Origin of the sequence: Halobacillus sp. SY10 (assembly GCF_045401165.1) — a bacterium.
Classification (GTDB): domain Bacteria; phylum Bacillota; class Bacilli; order Bacillales; family Halobacillaceae; genus Halobacillus; species Halobacillus aidingensis.
Genome location: NZ_CP174345.1, coordinates 2,755,601 through 2,771,607, shown reverse-complemented (window position 1 = coordinate 2,771,607; position 16,007 = coordinate 2,755,601). Strand labels below are relative to the sequence as shown.

Here is a 16,007-nt window from a genome sequence, read left to right as displayed (position 1 = left end):
TATAAAATGTGAGATGGCCAAGCCGTCGAACAAAAAACATAACCACAAATATAGGGGGAGAAAGAAATGAAAAACTTTAAAAGTTTAGCACTAATGCTAATGTTCATCCTAGTGCTGGGAGTACTTGCTGCATGCGGAGGATCTGAAGAGGAACCAGCAGCTGAAGAAGGCAACAACTCAGAAGAAGGCACAAACGCTGAAGGCTCAGAAGAAGTATCCGGACCAATCGCGATTGATGGATCTTCTACTGTATTCCCGATCATGGAAAACTTGACTTACACTTACAATCAGGAAAACCCTGATGTGAACGTAACAGTAAACTCTTCCGGTTCCGGCGGTGGATTCAAAAAATCCACAGTAGGCGAAATTGACTTAAGTAATGCTTCTCGTCCTATTAAAGAAGAAGAAATGGCAACTGCTGAAGAAAACGGCATTCAATTGGAAGAACTTGAACTAGCTTATGATGGTCTTTCTGTTGTTGTTAGTCAACAAAACGATTTCGTTGAAGAATTGACAATTGATCAGTTGAAACAAATTTTCCTTGAATCTTCAGACGCTACAATGTGGTCTGATATCAATCCAGAATGGCCAGAAGAAGAAATTAAAATCTTCAGCCCTGGACATGATTCCGGTACATTCGACTACTTCAATGAAGTAATTCTAGAAGAAGAGCCGATGAAAGAAGGAGAAAATACTACACTTTCTGAAGATGACAACGTACTTGTGCGCGGTATTGAAAACGATCCAAACGCAATCGGTTTCTTCGGATATGCTTACTATGCTGAAAATGAAGATGTATTGAAAGTTCTTGGAATTTCTGAAGACGGTGAAGAATATGTGAAGCCAAATGGTGAAACAATCCAAGACGGTTCTTACACACCACTTTCCCGTCCGCTATTCACTTATGTAAACGTGAATGCATATAAAGAAAAACCACAAGTTCGTGACTTCGTAGAGTACACATTGAACAATGCTGGGAAAGCTGCTGAAGAAGTTGGGTATGTAGCTCTTCCAGAAGATAAGTATCAAGAGCAACTTGAAACAGCGAAAAGCTGGGCAGAGTAATTGATTTGAAAACCTAACAAGGAGGGTGAGACTTTATTGGGGTCTCACCTTGCCTTATGGATGAGAGGAGTTTTTAACATGGACAAGGGGTTACAATCAGAGGGGAAAATGATTGACGTCCAACAAATGATTGAAAGGAATAAGAAGAAGAAGAGTTTCGGGGAAAGAATAGAGAAAATCATTCCTTTTTTCTTGCTTCTTTGTGCTGCAGTTAGTGTTCTAACAACTGTAGGGATATTATTTACTTTGTTGAGAGAGTCTATTGGCTTCTTTTCCAATGTGTCTTTAGTTGATTTTTATACAGGAACAAGTTGGTCACCATGGTCCGGTGAGTATGGTGTTGCTCCATTGATTGGGGGTACATTACTCATCACTTTGATCGCCACGCTTGTAGCTGTACCTTTGGGGCTCATGTCGGCCATATTTTTGAGTGAATATGCAAATGATAAAGTAAGACGTGTGATCAAACCTGTGCTCGAAGTTTTAGCAGGAATCCCGACTGTCGTTTATGGTTATTTTGCTTTGACATTCATTACACCAATGTTTCAATCCTTCATTCCTGATTTAGGGATTTTCAACGCCCTAAGTGGTGGCTTTGTTGTCGGAATCATGATTATTCCTATGGTCGCATCTCTTTCAGAAGATGCTATGAACTCTGTTCCTAATGCTTTAAGGGAAGGAGCTTACGGATTAGGTGCAACAAAATTAGAAGTTGTATTTAAGGTGGTTTTACCTGCTGCACTATCCGGAATCATCGCATCCATTGTTCTTGCTATATCAAGAGCTATCGGTGAAACAATGATTGTAACGATCGCAGCAGGGGCTACACCTAATCTGACATTCAATCCGACAGAATCGATCCAAACCATGACTGCTTTCATTGTTCAAGCAGCAACAGGTGACACCACTTTCGGATCTACCATTTATTACAGTTTGTATGCAGTAGGGATGACGTTGTTTGTCTTCACCCTCGTCATGAACCTTATTGCTCAGTACATTTCTCGTAAGTTCAGGGAGGAATATTGATGCTTGGTCAAAATGAACAAAATATCAAGAAACGTATGGAAGGGAGAGTAGCCTTCAACAAAGTCCTTATGGTCTTGTTTGGTATGGCTACTGCAGTGGGGTTAGTCTTTCTAGTCTTACTTTTTTATCGTGTATTGACTCAAGGAATTGGTTATCTAAGTCTTGACTATATTTTGAACTTCCCAGCACCCTATCCGGAAGAAGCGGGTATTTATGCTGGTTTGATCGGTTCAGTATTCTTAATGATTATTGTTGCTATTTTTGCTGTCATTATAGGTGTTGCCACAGCGATCTATTTGGAAGAGTACGCACCTAAAAATAAGTTCACAGAATTTATCAGAGTAAACATTCAAAACTTAGCTGGGGTGCCTTCCATTGTGTTCGGACTACTAGGATTAACATTCTTCGTTTATATGTTTAATTTCGGTTATACACTCATTGCTGGTGGACTAACGATGGCATTGTTGATTCTTCCTGTTATAGTAGTAGCTGCCCAAGAAGCTGTTCGTTCGGTTCCGGCCGAAATTAAAGAAGCATCCTATGGCATGGGAGCTTCTAAATGGCAAACCATTGCACGAGTGATTTTACCAGCTGCAATTCCGGGAATTCTTACCGGAGCAATTATCGCTTTGTCTCGTGCAATTGGTGAGACTGCGCCTTTAATTATCGTAGGTGCAGCCACTGCGATCTACACGTTACCGGAGTCATTACTTGCTAAATACACGGTTATGCCGATTCAGATCTATAACTGGACAGGTAGACCACAGGAAGAATGGCAGTATGTAGCAGGAGCAGGAATCATTGTTCTTTTAGCCGTGTTGCTACTCATGAATTCAATTGCTGTTTTGATCAGAAACAAATATCAACGTCGTCTTTAATTAGGATGAGGAGGGTTTCAATATGAATAAAGTAATGGAAGAGAAAACAAATAAAAAGGTGAACCAGAGAACAGCGAAGCCTGAGGTTAAAAAAGAGGGAATTAAAAAAGAGAAAACGAATAGCATTATCGAAGTCAATGATTTGAACTTATGGTATGGCTCTGATCAAGCTTTATACGAAGTAAGCATGGAGGTACCAGAGAAACAGGTGACAGCAATTATCGGGCCTTCGGGTTGCGGAAAATCGACATTCTTAAAGACATTAAACCGCATGGTGGAAATGGTGCCGATTGTAAAGACTTCCGGTTCCATTAAATATCGTGACCAGGAAATCTTCAGCAGTAAATATAAAGAAGAATACCTTCGTACGAAGGTTGGTATGGTTTTCCAAAAGCCTAACCCGTTTCCTAAGAGTGTGTATGATAACGTAGCTTACGGACCAAGAATCCATGGAATTAAAAAGAAAGAAGTATTAGATCAGATCGTTGAGAAAAGTTTAAGAGGTGCGGCGATTTGGGACGAGTTGAAAGATCGTCTAAATGAAAATGCTTATGGTCTATCTGGTGGTCAGCAGCAGCGTGTATGTATCGCACGTGCTCTAGCGGTTGAACCGGATGTTATCTTAATGGACGAGCCGACTTCAGCTCTAGACCCGATTTCTACGGCAAAAGTAGAAGAGCTTGTTCAGGAGTTAAAAGAAAAATACAGCATTATTATTGTCACGCACAACATGCAGCAGGCCGCTCGTATTTCAGATAAAACAGCCTTCTTCTTAAATGGAGAATTAATCGAGTTCGCTGACACAGATAACTTGTTCCAGAACCCTCACGATAAGCGAACAGAGGACTATATTACTGGACGCTTCGGCTAATCTTTTAGGGGGGATATCCATGTCAATCCGTGTTCATTTTGAAGAAGAACTCGAAGATTTAAAGAAACAAATTAAAGAGTTAGCTCATAATGTAAAAGATTCACTCGACCAAGCGATCTATGTCCTATATCAAGGGGACGTTGAGGCGGCAAAAAAAATCCTGGAGGATGATGCAGCCATCGATCGTAAGGAAGAAAAGATAAACGATGATGCTATTCTGATGCTGGCAAAGCAACAGCCGGTAGCAAGGGATTTGAGAAGGATCATCATTGCTATAAAAATTTCTAGCGATTTAGAACGTATGGCCGATCACTCGACCAATATTGCGAAGGCAACGATTCATTTAGGTGAAGAGCATGGCATTGAAATTGACCCTGAGCTACGTGAAATGGCTGTCCTTGCTATGGATATGGTGGATTTGGCAATCAAATCCTTTGAGTATGAAGATATATCGTTAGCGAAGAAGCTTGCTGAAATGGATGATGTTGTAGACAAAAAGTATGGTTCGATTGTAAAAGAAATGCTGGAATTGACGGCGATTAATCCAGAACAGATCCAGCACATTATGCAGATGGCTTATGTAGCCAGGTATATTGAAAGGTTCGCTGATCATATAACGAACATCGGCGAAAGTATATTTTATCTGGTAAAGGGAAGAACTTACGATTTGAATAAATAATAGAAGAGAAGACATGAATCGATTGTTTCGGTTCATGTCTTTTAGTATTAACGTATTTGCCGTCTTTCGTTATTAGATGACGATTATATGATTCTATATATGATGTATAGACCTCCTTACATGCTTAAAAGGGTGGGGAGATTACGTTAATTTTAAAAGAAAAAAGAAGCCACAAAAAATACGGCTTCTTTTACTTCGATGTAATAGCTTCAGCAATTTCTTGAAGCGACATTTCTGAATTTAGAGTAGCTTGACCAATTTGTATATAACGGCTATAGTCATTTTCTTTCATAAAGGATTCAAACGCAGCATCATCTTTAATGATATTGGCCTGCAGCAGTTTTTCACTGATATCATCTGTTGTAGTACCTGAGACGATGTCAATGGAAAAGGTCGATATAGGTTCCTCAACAGGGGTAGGAGTCGATGCTTCTCTATTATTGTTTTCCTTGAGAGTTTCCCACTCATCCGTAGTTAAAGTTCGATATCCTTCCCTTTCGAGCTGTTCAATCAACTCTTCCGTTTTATACTCTTTTTCTACGGCTGTCGTGGATGTCGCATCTGTGTTCCAGTAGGATATAGCAAACACAAGAACCGCCGTAAGTAATCCTAGGGCATAAGATCGAGTCCATTGTTTCATGTTTGAACACCGCCACTTTTTTTCTGTTGTATCATCGAATGGACATCATGCTCACTCAAATTCGTCTGTTTTGCTATGTAATGGGTCTTATAGCCTTTTTGATACATGGATCGAACAGTATCGACTAATGGAAGGGTTTGAGGTGCTTCTTTTTTCTTCGGCGGCTGGTTCATTATTTCTTGAGTTAAATCTTCAGCCAGAAGCTCTTCTTCCAAAACCTTCATTTTCTTTTTGAGCTGGTAGTTGCTTTGCATCATTGTCATATTGACCTGTTCCACTTGGTTTTCGAGTTCTTTCATGCGGTCGTTCATAAAGAATGAAAGAACAAGTAGACCAACGGCAACAGCAGCCAATGTACCAATTACATAAATCAAGCTGTATCACTCCTTTGGTTGTCCACGTTTATTTATATCATAGAAATAGTGGCATGGCTATGGGATATTTCGCCGCTTTTACATGAATAACTACTTGAAAGGTTCAACCGTTTTTGGTATTATGAATTAGTCTGATAATGTGAATGAGACAGTGAAAAGCACTTATGATTAGGAGGAATAATAATGCGCGTAAACATTACACTTGCATGCACCGAAACTGGTGACCGCAATTATATTAGCACAAAAAACAAGCGTAAAAACCCAGAGCGTCTAGAGCTTATGAAATACAGCCCACGCGTAGGGAAGCACACGCTTCACCGTGAAACAAAGTAAGCAGTAGGATTATTTCCTACTGTTTTTTTTATATCTAAACTGCTAATCGCATGTATATTCGTTATTAAACAATATGGCAGGATTCTTGAAGACTCAGTTTCGAGACTTTTGTTGAGTGGATGGGGCTGCGGGAAATGGCTCGCTTTCCGCGGGAGCGCGGTGAGCCTCCTCGAGCTTCGCTCTGCGGGGTCTCACCATGCACTTTTTTCCCACAGGAGTCTCCCCATTCCCCTCCGCCCCTTTACTATGCAAGTGTCTCGAAACCACTTCTCAGAAACTCTGCTTGTATGCTCAAGTGAAGTGGATAATATAAGACTCTCCCCGGTGTGAATCCGAATGTGAAAGCTTGATATAGAGCGCTTTATGACTACTTCTAAGTGGGGATGGGAGACGCCCCATGGTAAAGGGGTTCGTTTCTCACATACATCGAATGGGGTGGTAGGGAAGCTGCGGGACTCCCGTGGGAGAAAGGAGTTAGGCGAGATCCCGCAGGACGTAGTCCGAGGAAGCTCGGCGCTCCCCCACAGGAAAGCGAGTAGCTTCCCAACAACCCCTGACGCCCAACAGGGCAACGAATCCCGGAAACATCTCGAAACTGAGTCTTCCAGAAAAGGGAGCTTTTGTGAAATTAATTTTATGAGTAGAAGATGAGGTGTGGAAAATGGAAAAGAACGAACTCAGGTTCAAAGGTAAGAAGATTCTTCAGGACATTAGTGTGAAAGAGCGACTCTTTATAGAAGCCAAAATGCAAGAGGAATTGTTCAACAGTGAAATATGGAAGGATGCCCATGTGGTGGGTGTCACGTTATCTCAAACGCATGAATGGTCTACAGAACCTATTATCGAGGAAGGGTGGCGGACTGGTAAGAAGATGGTCGTGCCAAAATGTATTCCTGAGAGTAGGCAGATGGAATTTTACCACCTGGAGAAGTATGATCAATTGGAGAGAGTCTATTTTGGTTTAAGAGAACCCAAGCCTGAAGCCTCAGCGCTGGTGAAGAAAAATGATATTGATCTTCTACTTGTACCAGGGCTATTGTTTAATGAAAAAGGATACAGAATAGGTTACGGCGGGGGATATTTTGATCGTTTCATTGAAGGTTTCCCGGGGAAGACATTAATGATTGCATCGGATCGACAAGAATACTCACCACTTCCTTTCGAAGAATTTGACCAGAGAGTGGAATACGTGCTTACAGAAAGTGGCGTTCGATCTACAAACCATCTTTAGTTCTGAGGATGTCACAAAACATTCATTCATTGTGAAGTATTGAGCAAGCTTATGAGTTATAATGGGGTTAGATTAAATGAGGAGGGGTTGTATTGGAACATGTAAATCGAGTGGCACTAATCGGTACGGGTGCGGTAGGTTCCAGCTATGCGTTTGCTTTATTGAACCAGGGAGTTGCAGATGAATTGGTCATGATTGATTTGAACAAAGAAAAGTCGGAAGGCGATGCGATGGATCTGAATCATGGCCTTGCTTTTGCTCCTGCAAACAAGAAGATATGGTTTGGGGATTATGCTGATTGTGAAAGTGCGGATATTGTCGTCATTACAGCAGGGGCAAATCAGAAACCTGGCGAAACAAGGTTGGATTTGCTTGAAAAAAACACGGCCATATTTAAGTCCATTGTTGATTCCGTAATGGAGAGTGGTTTTGATGGTATTTTCCTTGTAGCAACAAACCCTGTTGATATCTTAACCTATATGACATGGAAGTTTTCCGGCCTTCCTGCTGAACGTGTTATTGGGTCAGGGACAATCCTTGATACAGCTCGACTACGTTTCAAGCTCAGTGAATACTTCAATATCGATACACGTAATGTCCATGCGTATATTATGGGGGAGCACGGAGACTCTGAGCTCCCGGTTTGGAGTCACGCAAACGTCGCTGGACGCTCTGTGTTCGACCGTATCAAAGACCATCCTGATTTGTATGATGAAAAAGACCTTGAAGGTATTTTTGAACAGGTCAGAGATGCCGCCTATCACATTATCGAACGCAAAGGAGCCACTCATTATGGGATCGCAATGGGGCTTGTTCGTTTAACAAAAGCGATTCTTCACAATGAAAACGCGGTTTTGACTGTATCGGGTTATCTACAGGGTCAGTATGGCATGGATGATCTCTATATAGGTGTGCCTGCGATTGTTAATCGAAGAGGAATTCAAGAAATCATTGAATTGAATCTTGATCAAGAGGAAATGGAAAAGTTTCATGCGTCTGCTGCCTTATTAAAGGAAACGATGAAACCTGTCATTCATAACTATGTGTATAAGGATGGGGACTCTAGTGAAAGATAAGTTCACCTAATAAAAGAAGAGGTGGATGAGATGCGTCAATTTTTCAGATGGGTCATGATCATCGGCTCGGTTGTAGCAACGATTTATAAGTACCGATACAAAGCGTTGGACTTCGTTACGAAAATCCCTTTTCTTCGGAAGCTCCTTGTCCGGTTGTCCATGAACATTCCTTGGATTCGGCAAAAATTTCTTTCACAAATGTTCCGTGGGCTATGAATATAATAAGCTGTCAGGATATATTCCTGGCGGCTTTTTTCAATGCTTTCAGTTAGCTCCTTAACAAAGGGGCATGATATGATGTAGGTGTTATTGAGGGGGATGCAACGTGTTTATTGAACAAGAATATTATTTATGGAAACTTACCTATGACCTGGTTGTAACACAAGACTTTCAAGTGCTTAACATGAGTACAGAACGAGGGGAAGTTTGGCTTGAGAAAGAACATGATTGGCAGACGCATGTCATCCGTTTATCTCATAAACAAATCAATTGGAAGAATGAATTGCGGAGGGACCTGGAAAAATCATATCGACAGTTGTCTCAAAACAAAAAAATATTCCGAGGCGGAAAAGTCCAATTCCATGTTCTGTATGTTTCGGAGTACCCTCCTGTGGAAGAGTGGGAGAATGTTGAAAATGACATCCCTTCATCACAAAAAAATCCAATCTTTCTTTACTATATGGATGATGAAAACAAAACATTAGAAAAGAAAAAGCTTTATAATGCCTTTCAATTAGAACAACCTCTCATTGATCAGCAGATTAGTGAAACCGAAATGGAGGCCATGCTTCCATACTTGAAACATCAGCTTGTCAAAAAACAACAAGATCAAAGAAGACAAGTTATGTCGATATTCGATTATGGCAAACCTCGAATGACCTACTTTTTACTTGCTGTCAATGTATTCATTTTTCTTTACATTGAATGGGTGGGTGATAGTACTTCAGTAGAAACCCTTATACAATACGGAGCAAAATTCAATCCAGCAATCATGGATGGGGAATGGTGGAGGATCGCCACTTCTATGTTTCTACATATAGGGTTTCTCCATCTATTTATGAATATGTTCGCCCTTTACTATTTAGGTACTGCCGTTGAAAAGTTGTACGGGACGTGGCGTTTCACCTGGACCTATTTACTTTCGGGTTTGTTTGGCGGTATGGCGAGTTTTATGTTGAATCCTCATGTGGCAGCTGGAGCATCAGGCGCCATTTTCGGTTTGTTTGGGGCGCTCTTGTTCTTTGGTGTCCAGCATAAACAGTTGTTTTTCCGAACAATGGGTTGGAATCTCATTTTTATCGTCATCATCAATATTTCATTCGGATTGCTCGTTCCTCAAATTGATAATGGAGCACATATCGGAGGAATGATCGGCGGTTTCTTTGCCACTGCGGTCGTACGAATGCCAAAGCAGAGGGATAGGTCTAAACAGTTGATTGCTTTTGTGATTTATTTATTGCTTATCTCAGGTATGGCGGTTACTGGCTATATGGGGCTTTTCAATGATGAGGAAGGGTTGAGCGAGGTCCAGGAGACACAGGAGTTAAATCAATCGGGTGACTATGACGAAGTGATTGAAATCACTAGTAAAGCCTTGGAGGAACCTGGTAAATATGAAGCTGCTCTTCTATTCAATCGATCTTTTGCTTATTTACAAAAAGACGAAACCAGTGCAGCAAAGAAAGATTTGCTCCGTGTCCTTGAACTCTCCCCTGAGATGGCAGAAGCTCATTATAATTTAGCCCTCTTATACCAACAGGTAGGAGAAGAAGAGAAAGCGGCTGACCATGCGGAACGAGCCGCTGACATTAATCCTGATCAAAATGATTTTAAAGAACTCTTCGACAACCTCCGTTAATAGGACTGAATGAGGCGATGTTTTTTCCCAGTATCATCCTCATAAAGGACGATCAAATGCTTTCCTTTTTTATCAAAAAGAATGAGTGGAATATAGCTTTGTATAGGATGGGAGGATTTTGTATCACTAATGCCCAGCACATAGTTTTTATACAAACCTTCCCACAGTTGTCCTTTTATTCGTTCTGAGTCATCTTCATTCGTTCCAGGTAGCGGCTTGTCTTCAAATGCTGCGAGTTCAGTCAATGGAACAAGGGTGTAATCATCTTTGTTGATGCCGTAGTATGTTAGCAACTCTTCCCATTGGACTTCGAGTTGTTGCTGAATGGAATGATCCAGTCGTTGTTTCCATTCTTCCTCCTCTTGATTTGCTGGCTCTTTGAATGCGGTTCGCTTTGAATGGGGAGAGTCGATAACATAAAGCTCGTCCTTCGAGCTTGCTTGGATGCTTCTTATCGGACCACTATCCTCATGTATTTCCCCGTGGTGGAAAGAGATAGCCTGGTATTTCTGACTATCTTCTCCGTGTAATGACGTTTCTTTCTTTATTTTTGATGTGTTTTCCTCCCACTTGCTCACCACACCTTTTAGTCTCCCATTTACATATAAAAGGGAGACGTCCTGTCTCAAGTACATGGCTTTATCACTCTCTGAGAACATATTCCATAGGATCTCATATTCGTCCTCATCTTCCTCGGAAGCGAAATTCAAGGTAGTCCCGTAAGAATGAAACCCACTTCCTTCATCTAAAGGGAAATATTTGATGACTGCCTCTTCATTAAAATATTGAGTATATAATGCGATGAATATGGCTAAGGCCAAAGGAACAAGTACCCAATGTACCCACACTTTTCTCAAACCATCATCTCCTCATACATCCTCTCTGCATAGGTGATCTATAGTTCAGGATATGTCCCATTTTCCACGGACATGCGTATAATCCTACCTCTTCCTTCTGTGTATGAATAATTAAATTTGGAAGAAACTATGCAAAGAAGGTTAAGAGGAGGATGCGTTTTGGAAGAACAACGTTTATTTAATAGTTATGAAAAAAATGTATCGTATCTCAAAGATCGGCTTGGAGTGGAAGAAAGTTTCGACATGGTTCATCTTGATCTTGTCTACGCTGGACGAGGCATGTCCTTATTTCTCGTAGATGGCTTTGTAAAAGATGATATTCTTCACTATTTAATGAAGCTCCTCTCAAAGTTGGACCCAGATCAACTGGACCCGGATCCTCTTGAGAAGTTATTGAAAACCCATCTTCCTTATGTGGAGTTAGAGAAGAAAAAAGATTTGAATGCAGCTGCGGATTGGGTGTTAGCAGGCCCAACAGCGTTAGTCGTCGAAGGCGTCGATGAAATCATTATGATTGACGCTCGTACTTATCCTGTTCGTGGACTGCAAGAGCCTGATCTCGAAAGAGTAGTGAGAGGATCGAGAGATGGTTTCGTAGAGACTATTATCTTCAATACGGCTTTGACGAGAAGAAGAATCAGAGACCGTTCTTTAAGAATGGAATATTTGCAAATCGGACGCCGATCATTAACGGACGTGTGTATTTGTTACGTCAAAGATATTGCAGATTCCGACCGGGTCGATGAATTGAAGAAAGTATTGCAGGAGATCGATACCGATGCGCTTCCGATGGCCGAAAAGACCATTGATGAATATATCAGTGGTCGTTATTGGAACCCCTATCCAGTCATCCGATACACAGAACGCCCTGATACGGCAGCTGCCCACCTTTATGAAGGGCATATTCTCGTAATTATTGATGGATCACCGAGTGTCATGATTACTCCATCAACCTTTTGGCACCATCTACAACATGCAGAAGAATATCGGCAAAAACCGTTGGTAGGCGCTTATTTGCGTGCCGTGCGATTTTTCGCTTTCTTTGCGTCGATCTTTATTTTGCCCCTGTATTTTCTTTTCTCTAAAAGACCGGATTTGCTTCCTGAAGCCCTCGCATTTATTGGACCTACGGACACGGGAACCCTGCCGCTCATCGTCCAGTTTCTAATTGCAGAAATAGGCATCGATATGCTGCGTATGGCAGCGATCCATACTCCGTCTACGTTAGGGACCGCTCTTGGTTTAGTGGCTGCCATATTAATTGGCCAAGTGGCTGTAGAGGTTGGGATGTTCTCAAGCGAAGTGGTTTTATATTTAGCCCTTGCTGCTATTGGGACATTTGCTACTCCTAGTTACGAATTTGGACTAGCTGATCGGATAACAAGGCTTGTGCTGCTTCTCATTACTGGCTTATTCGGGTTAAAAGGGTATGTGTTAGGGATTACTCTTTGGCTGCTTTATATTTCCAGCATGAAGTCATTCAAAACACCATACTTATGGCCGTTCCTACCTTTCTCATGGAAACCACTAAGAGATGTCTTGCTCCGTTCCCCGATACCTTTGAAAAACCGGAGACCGGCATTTTTACACCCAGATGACCCTGATCGTTGATCGATCGGGGTTTTTTACGTTTTCAAGTTTGAAAGGTATTGGTATAATGAATGGTGGTGATGAAGTATGAAAACGATTTATGATATTCAGCAGTACTTGAAAAAATTTGGAACGATCATTTACATAGGTGACAGGTTGGCCGATTTAGAAATGATGGAAGATGAAGTAAGGGAGTTGTACAAGGCCCAATGCATGCCGTCAGAAGACTATCAGATGGCCATCCTGCTTTTAAGAAGTGAAATCGCGAAACAAAAAGATCGTCAATTAGGGGAGGAAAAGCGATGAGTCATTACTATATTGGTGCAGACATCGGTGGAACAACAGTAAAATTGGCTATTATTGAGGAAAACGGAACAATCACTAAAAAGTGGGAGATCCCAACCAATACTGACAATCAGGGAGAAGCCATTCCTTCTGATATCGCAGCGTCCATTTCAAACACTTTGAAAGAAGAGGCCATCGACACGTCGATGGTTGCAGGGATTGGTGCAGGAGCACCAGGGTTTGTTGATACGACAACAGGTTATATTCATGAAGCCGTGAATATTGGTTGGAAAGATTTTGACTTCGGAAACCTTCTCAAAGAATTGACAGGAATGACTGTATGGGTAGATAACGATGCTAATTTGGCTGCTTTAGGTGAGAATTGGCTCGGTGCTGGAGAAGGGTGCACAGAACTGATTGCGGTTACTCTTGGTACAGGTGTAGGTGGTGGCATTATTGCAAACGGGCAGATTCTTAATGGAGCCAATGGTACAGCAGCAGAACTAGGCCATGTTACAGTTGTACCTGATGGTGGAGCTCCTTGTAACTGTGGAAAAACCGGATGTCTTGAGACCGTTTCTTCAGCAACTGGTATTGTAAGAAAGGCAAAAGAAGCAGCTGAAAAATACCCGGAATCTAAGCTGAATGCGTATTTAAATGATGCGACGTTGACCTCCAAGGATGTATTTGAAGCAGCCAAGGATGGCGATGAAGCAGCAAGTGGTGTGATTGCGGAAATCACAGATGTCCTTGGAATGGCGATTGCAAACATGGCAATTGCTATCAACCCAGAAAAAATCGTGATTGGCGGCGGAGTATCCAAAGCAGGAGGATTGCTGCTGGAACCCCTTGAAAAAGCTTATCGGAAATATGCCTTGCCAAGAACGGCTGAAGCATCGAGTTTTGGCATAGCGGAATTAGGGAATGATGCCGGTGTCATTGGTGGAGCTTTCTTAGTTAAAAAGAATAATTAAAAAAGTTGGAGCCTCGGGGCTCCAACTTTTTTATGTTTCATTTGTATAAAATTTGTAAAAAGATTTTAACCGCTAGGACTTCTTTTTATAATGTTTTTGTCTTATGATAAAAAAAGCTCCATCACATCATTTTGAAAATGATGGAAATTGTAAATTTGATGAAACCTTTATGGGACCATTTACGTCATATATGAAGAAAGAGTTTAATATGGATTATAAGTGGAAATTGTTAAAGAAGATAAGGAACCTGGTTAATTTTTGTTAAAAAGGACCAGTATCGTACTAGAGGAGGAACCATGATGCAATGGAGAATGAAGAACATGCCATTATTTATCATTGCGACATTGTTATTTGGTCTGAAGACATATGTCGTGTATAGATTCATGTTCGATTTATCGATTGAGAATCCAATGCAAGAATTCATACTTTTATTTAATCCGATTGCCAGTGCCTATTTGATTTTCGCCATCAGTGTATGGATGAAACCTAAAAATCAAATGAAATATTTACGATGGACGACGTTGATCGGTTCATTGGTCTTATTCTTAAACTTGATTTTCTATAGGAACTTTACAGACTTTATTACCATTCCTGTATTATTCCAGGGGAACAACGCCGCAGACCTTACAGGAAGTTTTTTGACATTGCTTCACATCGAAGACATTTTTATCTTCGCTGATGTGGCACTCGTATGGTATTTGAGCCGACAAAAGTTTGACCTTACTGTAAAACTCCCGAAACGTGGTAAAATTGCAGCTACAGCTGTTACATTTTTGCTTTTGGCAGGGAATGTTGTGCTTGCAGAGATTGAACGTCCGATGCTTTTTGTACGGGCCTTTGACAGGGAATATCTTGTTAAGAATATTGGTATATACAACTACCACCTTTATGATGCTACGATGCAAACGAAAACAAAGGCTCAGCGCGTCTTTGCTGATGGCAGTGAAATCAGTGAGATAGAAACGTATTTAAAAGAAACTTCTCCTGATCAAACAAATAAAGATTCCGAGCTATATGGCATTGCAGAAGATAAAAACGTTATTTTTGTCAGTGTCGAGTCTTTCCAGAACTTCCTGTTTGATTCAGAGATCAATGGTACAGAAACGACGCCGTTTCTTAATGATTTGAAACAAAGCAATGACACGATCACCTTTGAAAACTTCTACCATCAAACAGCACAAGGGAAAACATCCGATTCGGAGTTTATTGTTGAAAATTCCCTTTACCCGTTGGGAAGAGGCTCTGTGTATTTCACACATGCAGGGAATGAATACAATGCTTTGCCTGAAATATTGAATGAAGAAGGTTATGAAACATCTGTTTTTCATGCCAATAACGCAAGCTTTTGGAACAGGGACGTCATGTATGACAATGTAGGGTATGACCAGTTCTATGATGAGAAATCTTACGAAGTGACCCCTGAAAATTCTTTTGGTTGGGGACTGGAAGACAAAGCGTTTTTTGAACAATCCATTAAATATTTGCAATCACAGGAAAAACCGTTCTACAGTAAGTTCATTACTTTGACTCACCATTTTCCATTTGAACTTCCTGAGGAAAAAGCGAATATCGATAAATATGATTCCAATTCAAAAACGTTGAATTCTTATTTTCAAACCGCTCGTTACACGGATGAAGCCTTGGAACAATTTTTCCAGCAGTTGAAAGATGCCGGTATTTATGAAGATTCCATTATTGTTCTTATGGGTGACCATTATGGGATTAGTGATTTTCACAATAAAGCCATGGGTCAATTCTTAGGAAAAGAAGTAGACCCTTATGTGCAAACACAACTACAGCGAGTTCCATTTATGATCCACATTCCAGGATATGAAGGTGGGGGAGTACAAGATAAGGTTGTCGGTCAAATTGATGTTAAACCGACATTACTCCATCTCCTTGGTATTGAAGAGAATGGAGATTTAACTTTCGGTGATAATATGTTCGCCGAAAAAAATAAAGACTTCGTTGCTTTAAGAGACGGCAGCTTCATTACAGAAGATTATTTGTACTCAAATGAAACGTGTTATGATCGCTCCTCAGGAGAACCTCTTCCTGAAGAGAACGCACAGGCCTGCCAACCCATTAAAGAAAAAGTGAGCAAAGAAATGAATTACTCGGATAATATCATTTATGGTGACTTGTTCAGGTTTTACGATTTTGATCAATCAGAAAAATAAGGAAAAGCCGCTGGGACATTGTCTTAGCGGCTTTATTTTTGTTTGTGTAAGAATTGAGAAACTTTCGATATGAAAACGGTTAGGCCCAAA

General features: G+C 40.9%; 17 protein-coding genes. 14 read left to right on the top strand and 3 right to left on the bottom strand.

Going from position 1 to position 16,007, the window contains the following annotated elements:
* The first annotated feature begins 66 nt into the window (after positions 1-66).
* The 5 genes from ACJA3J_RS14205 to phoU all read left to right on the top strand — a co-directional run bounded on the left by ACJA3J_RS14205 (position 67) and on the right by phoU (position 4,519).
* Positions 67-1,065: a PstS family phosphate ABC transporter substrate-binding protein gene (locus ACJA3J_RS14205; RefSeq protein ID WP_115822467.1), complete on the top strand. Its 999-nt coding sequence runs from the start codon at positions 67-69 to the stop codon at positions 1,063-1,065.
* A gap of 78 nt (positions 1,066-1,143) precedes the next feature.
* On the top strand, positions 1,144-2,091 hold the full coding sequence (pstC, locus tag ACJA3J_RS14200; RefSeq protein ID WP_089651714.1) for a phosphate ABC transporter permease subunit PstC: 948 nt from the start codon (positions 1,144-1,146) through the stop codon (positions 2,089-2,091).
* A complete protein-coding gene (pstA, locus tag ACJA3J_RS14195) occupies positions 2,091-2,969 on the top strand; it encodes a phosphate ABC transporter permease PstA (RefSeq protein WP_115822466.1) in 879 nt (292 codons plus the stop codon). Before pstC ends, pstA begins: the two co-directional genes overlap by 1 nt.
* A gap of 22 nt (positions 2,970-2,991) precedes the next feature.
* A complete protein-coding gene (gene pstB / locus ACJA3J_RS14190) occupies positions 2,992-3,840 on the top strand; it encodes a phosphate ABC transporter ATP-binding protein PstB (protein ID WP_406944400.1) in 849 nt (282 codons plus the stop codon).
* Positions 3,841-3,859: 19 nt separating this feature from the next.
* On the top strand, positions 3,860-4,519 hold the full coding sequence (gene phoU / locus ACJA3J_RS14185) for a phosphate signaling complex protein PhoU (protein ID WP_089651716.1): 660 nt from the start codon (positions 3,860-3,862) through the stop codon (positions 4,517-4,519).
* Positions 4,520-4,709: 190 nt separating this feature from the next.
* Here the strand turns inward: phoU and ACJA3J_RS14180 are convergent, their stop codons facing one another.
* Both ACJA3J_RS14180 and ACJA3J_RS14175 read right to left on the bottom strand, forming a co-directional pair.
* Positions 4,710-5,159 carry a hypothetical protein gene (locus ACJA3J_RS14180; RefSeq protein WP_406944399.1) on the bottom strand — a complete coding sequence of 150 codons (450 nt, stop codon included), beginning with the start codon at positions 5,157-5,159 and terminating at the stop codon, positions 4,710-4,712.
* Positions 5,156-5,533, bottom strand: a complete 378-nt coding sequence (locus ACJA3J_RS14175) for a hypothetical protein (protein ID WP_406944398.1) — start codon at positions 5,531-5,533, stop codon at positions 5,156-5,158. The genes ACJA3J_RS14180 and ACJA3J_RS14175 overlap by 4 nt, the downstream gene beginning before the upstream one ends.
* Before the next feature lie 183 nt (positions 5,534-5,716).
* Here ACJA3J_RS14175 and rpmG point away from each other — a divergent pair, with 183 nt between their 5' ends.
* The 5 genes from rpmG (at position 5,717) to ACJA3J_RS14150 (ending at position 10,031) form a co-directional block, all read left to right on the top strand.
* Entirely contained in the window at positions 5,717-5,866 is a 150-nt protein-coding gene (gene rpmG, locus ACJA3J_RS14170) for a 50S ribosomal protein L33 (RefSeq protein ID WP_035509116.1), read from the top strand.
* Between the two features lie 661 nt (positions 5,867-6,527).
* Positions 6,528-7,097, top strand: a complete 570-nt coding sequence (locus ACJA3J_RS14165) for a 5-formyltetrahydrofolate cyclo-ligase (protein ID WP_406944397.1) — start codon at positions 6,528-6,530, stop codon at positions 7,095-7,097.
* Positions 7,098-7,189: 92 nt separating this feature from the next.
* On the top strand, positions 7,190-8,173 hold the full coding sequence (locus ACJA3J_RS14160) for an L-lactate dehydrogenase (protein WP_406944396.1): 984 nt from the start codon (positions 7,190-7,192) through the stop codon (positions 8,171-8,173).
* A gap of 30 nt (positions 8,174-8,203) precedes the next feature.
* Positions 8,204-8,389, top strand: coding sequence for a hypothetical protein (locus ACJA3J_RS14155; RefSeq protein WP_089651721.1), 186 nt, complete (start codon positions 8,204-8,206; stop codon positions 8,387-8,389).
* Positions 8,390-8,498: 109 nt separating this feature from the next.
* Positions 8,499-10,031, top strand: coding sequence for a rhomboid family intramembrane serine protease (locus ACJA3J_RS14150; protein WP_406944395.1), 1,533 nt, complete (start codon positions 8,499-8,501; stop codon positions 10,029-10,031).
* On the opposite strand, the gene ACJA3J_RS14145 is transcribed toward ACJA3J_RS14150, so the two are convergent.
* A complete protein-coding gene (locus ACJA3J_RS14145; protein WP_406946302.1) occupies positions 10,028-10,879 on the bottom strand; it encodes a hypothetical protein in 852 nt (283 codons plus the stop codon). The two genes, ACJA3J_RS14150 and ACJA3J_RS14145, sit on opposite strands and share 4 nt — an antisense overlap.
* 138 nt (positions 10,880-11,017) lie before the next feature.
* On the opposite strand from ACJA3J_RS14145, the gene ACJA3J_RS14140 reads away from it, so the two are divergent.
* The 4 genes from ACJA3J_RS14140 (at position 11,018) to ACJA3J_RS14125 (ending at position 15,917) form a co-directional block, all read left to right on the top strand.
* Entirely contained in the window at positions 11,018-12,499 is a 1,482-nt protein-coding gene (locus tag ACJA3J_RS14140) for a spore germination protein (protein ID WP_406944394.1), read from the top strand.
* Between the two features lie 66 nt (positions 12,500-12,565).
* Positions 12,566-12,784: a YqgQ family protein gene (locus ACJA3J_RS14135; RefSeq protein ID WP_089651725.1), complete on the top strand. Its 219-nt coding sequence runs from the start codon at positions 12,566-12,568 to the stop codon at positions 12,782-12,784.
* On the top strand, positions 12,781-13,737 hold the full coding sequence (locus tag ACJA3J_RS14130) for an ROK family glucokinase (protein ID WP_406944393.1): 957 nt from the start codon (positions 12,781-12,783) through the stop codon (positions 13,735-13,737). The genes ACJA3J_RS14135 and ACJA3J_RS14130 overlap by 4 nt, the downstream gene beginning before the upstream one ends.
* A 299-nt stretch (positions 13,738-14,036) precedes the next feature.
* Complete coding sequence (locus ACJA3J_RS14125; RefSeq protein WP_406944392.1) at positions 14,037-15,917, top strand: LTA synthase family protein; 1,881 nt, start codon at positions 14,037-14,039, stop codon at positions 15,915-15,917.
* Positions 15,918-16,007: the final 90 nt, after the last annotated feature.

Bases quoted from the DNA above. Each gene is read 5' to 3' on its own strand.
- ACJA3J_RS14205 (WP_115822467.1), top strand. From the start codon at position 67: ATGAAAAACTTTAAAAGTTTAGCACTAATGCTAATGTTCATCCTAGTG.
- pstC (WP_089651714.1), top strand. From the start codon at position 1,144: ATGGACAAGGGGTTACAATCAGAGGGGAAAATGATTGACGTCCAACAA.
- pstA (WP_115822466.1), top strand. From the start codon at position 2,091: ATGCTTGGTCAAAATGAACAAAATATCAAGAAACGTATGGAAGGGAGA.
- pstB (WP_406944400.1), top strand. From the start codon at position 2,992: ATGAATAAAGTAATGGAAGAGAAAACAAATAAAAAGGTGAACCAGAGA.
- phoU (WP_089651716.1), top strand. From the start codon at position 3,860: ATGTCAATCCGTGTTCATTTTGAAGAAGAACTCGAAGATTTAAAGAAA.
- ACJA3J_RS14180 (WP_406944399.1), bottom strand. From the start codon at position 5,159: ATGAAACAATGGACTCGATCTTATGCCCTAGGATTACTTACGGCGGTT.
- rpmG (WP_035509116.1), top strand. From the start codon at position 5,717: ATGCGCGTAAACATTACACTTGCATGCACCGAAACTGGTGACCGCAAT.
- ACJA3J_RS14165 (WP_406944397.1), top strand. From the start codon at position 6,528: ATGGAAAAGAACGAACTCAGGTTCAAAGGTAAGAAGATTCTTCAGGAC.
- ACJA3J_RS14155 (WP_089651721.1), top strand. From the start codon at position 8,204: ATGCGTCAATTTTTCAGATGGGTCATGATCATCGGCTCGGTTGTAGCA.
- ACJA3J_RS14140 (WP_406944394.1), top strand. From the start codon at position 11,018: ATGCAAAGAAGGTTAAGAGGAGGATGCGTTTTGGAAGAACAACGTTTA.
- ACJA3J_RS14135 (WP_089651725.1), top strand. From the start codon at position 12,566: ATGAAAACGATTTATGATATTCAGCAGTACTTGAAAAAATTTGGAACG.
- ACJA3J_RS14130 (WP_406944393.1), top strand. From the start codon at position 12,781: ATGAGTCATTACTATATTGGTGCAGACATCGGTGGAACAACAGTAAAA.
- ACJA3J_RS14125 (WP_406944392.1), top strand. From the start codon at position 14,037: ATGCAATGGAGAATGAAGAACATGCCATTATTTATCATTGCGACATTG.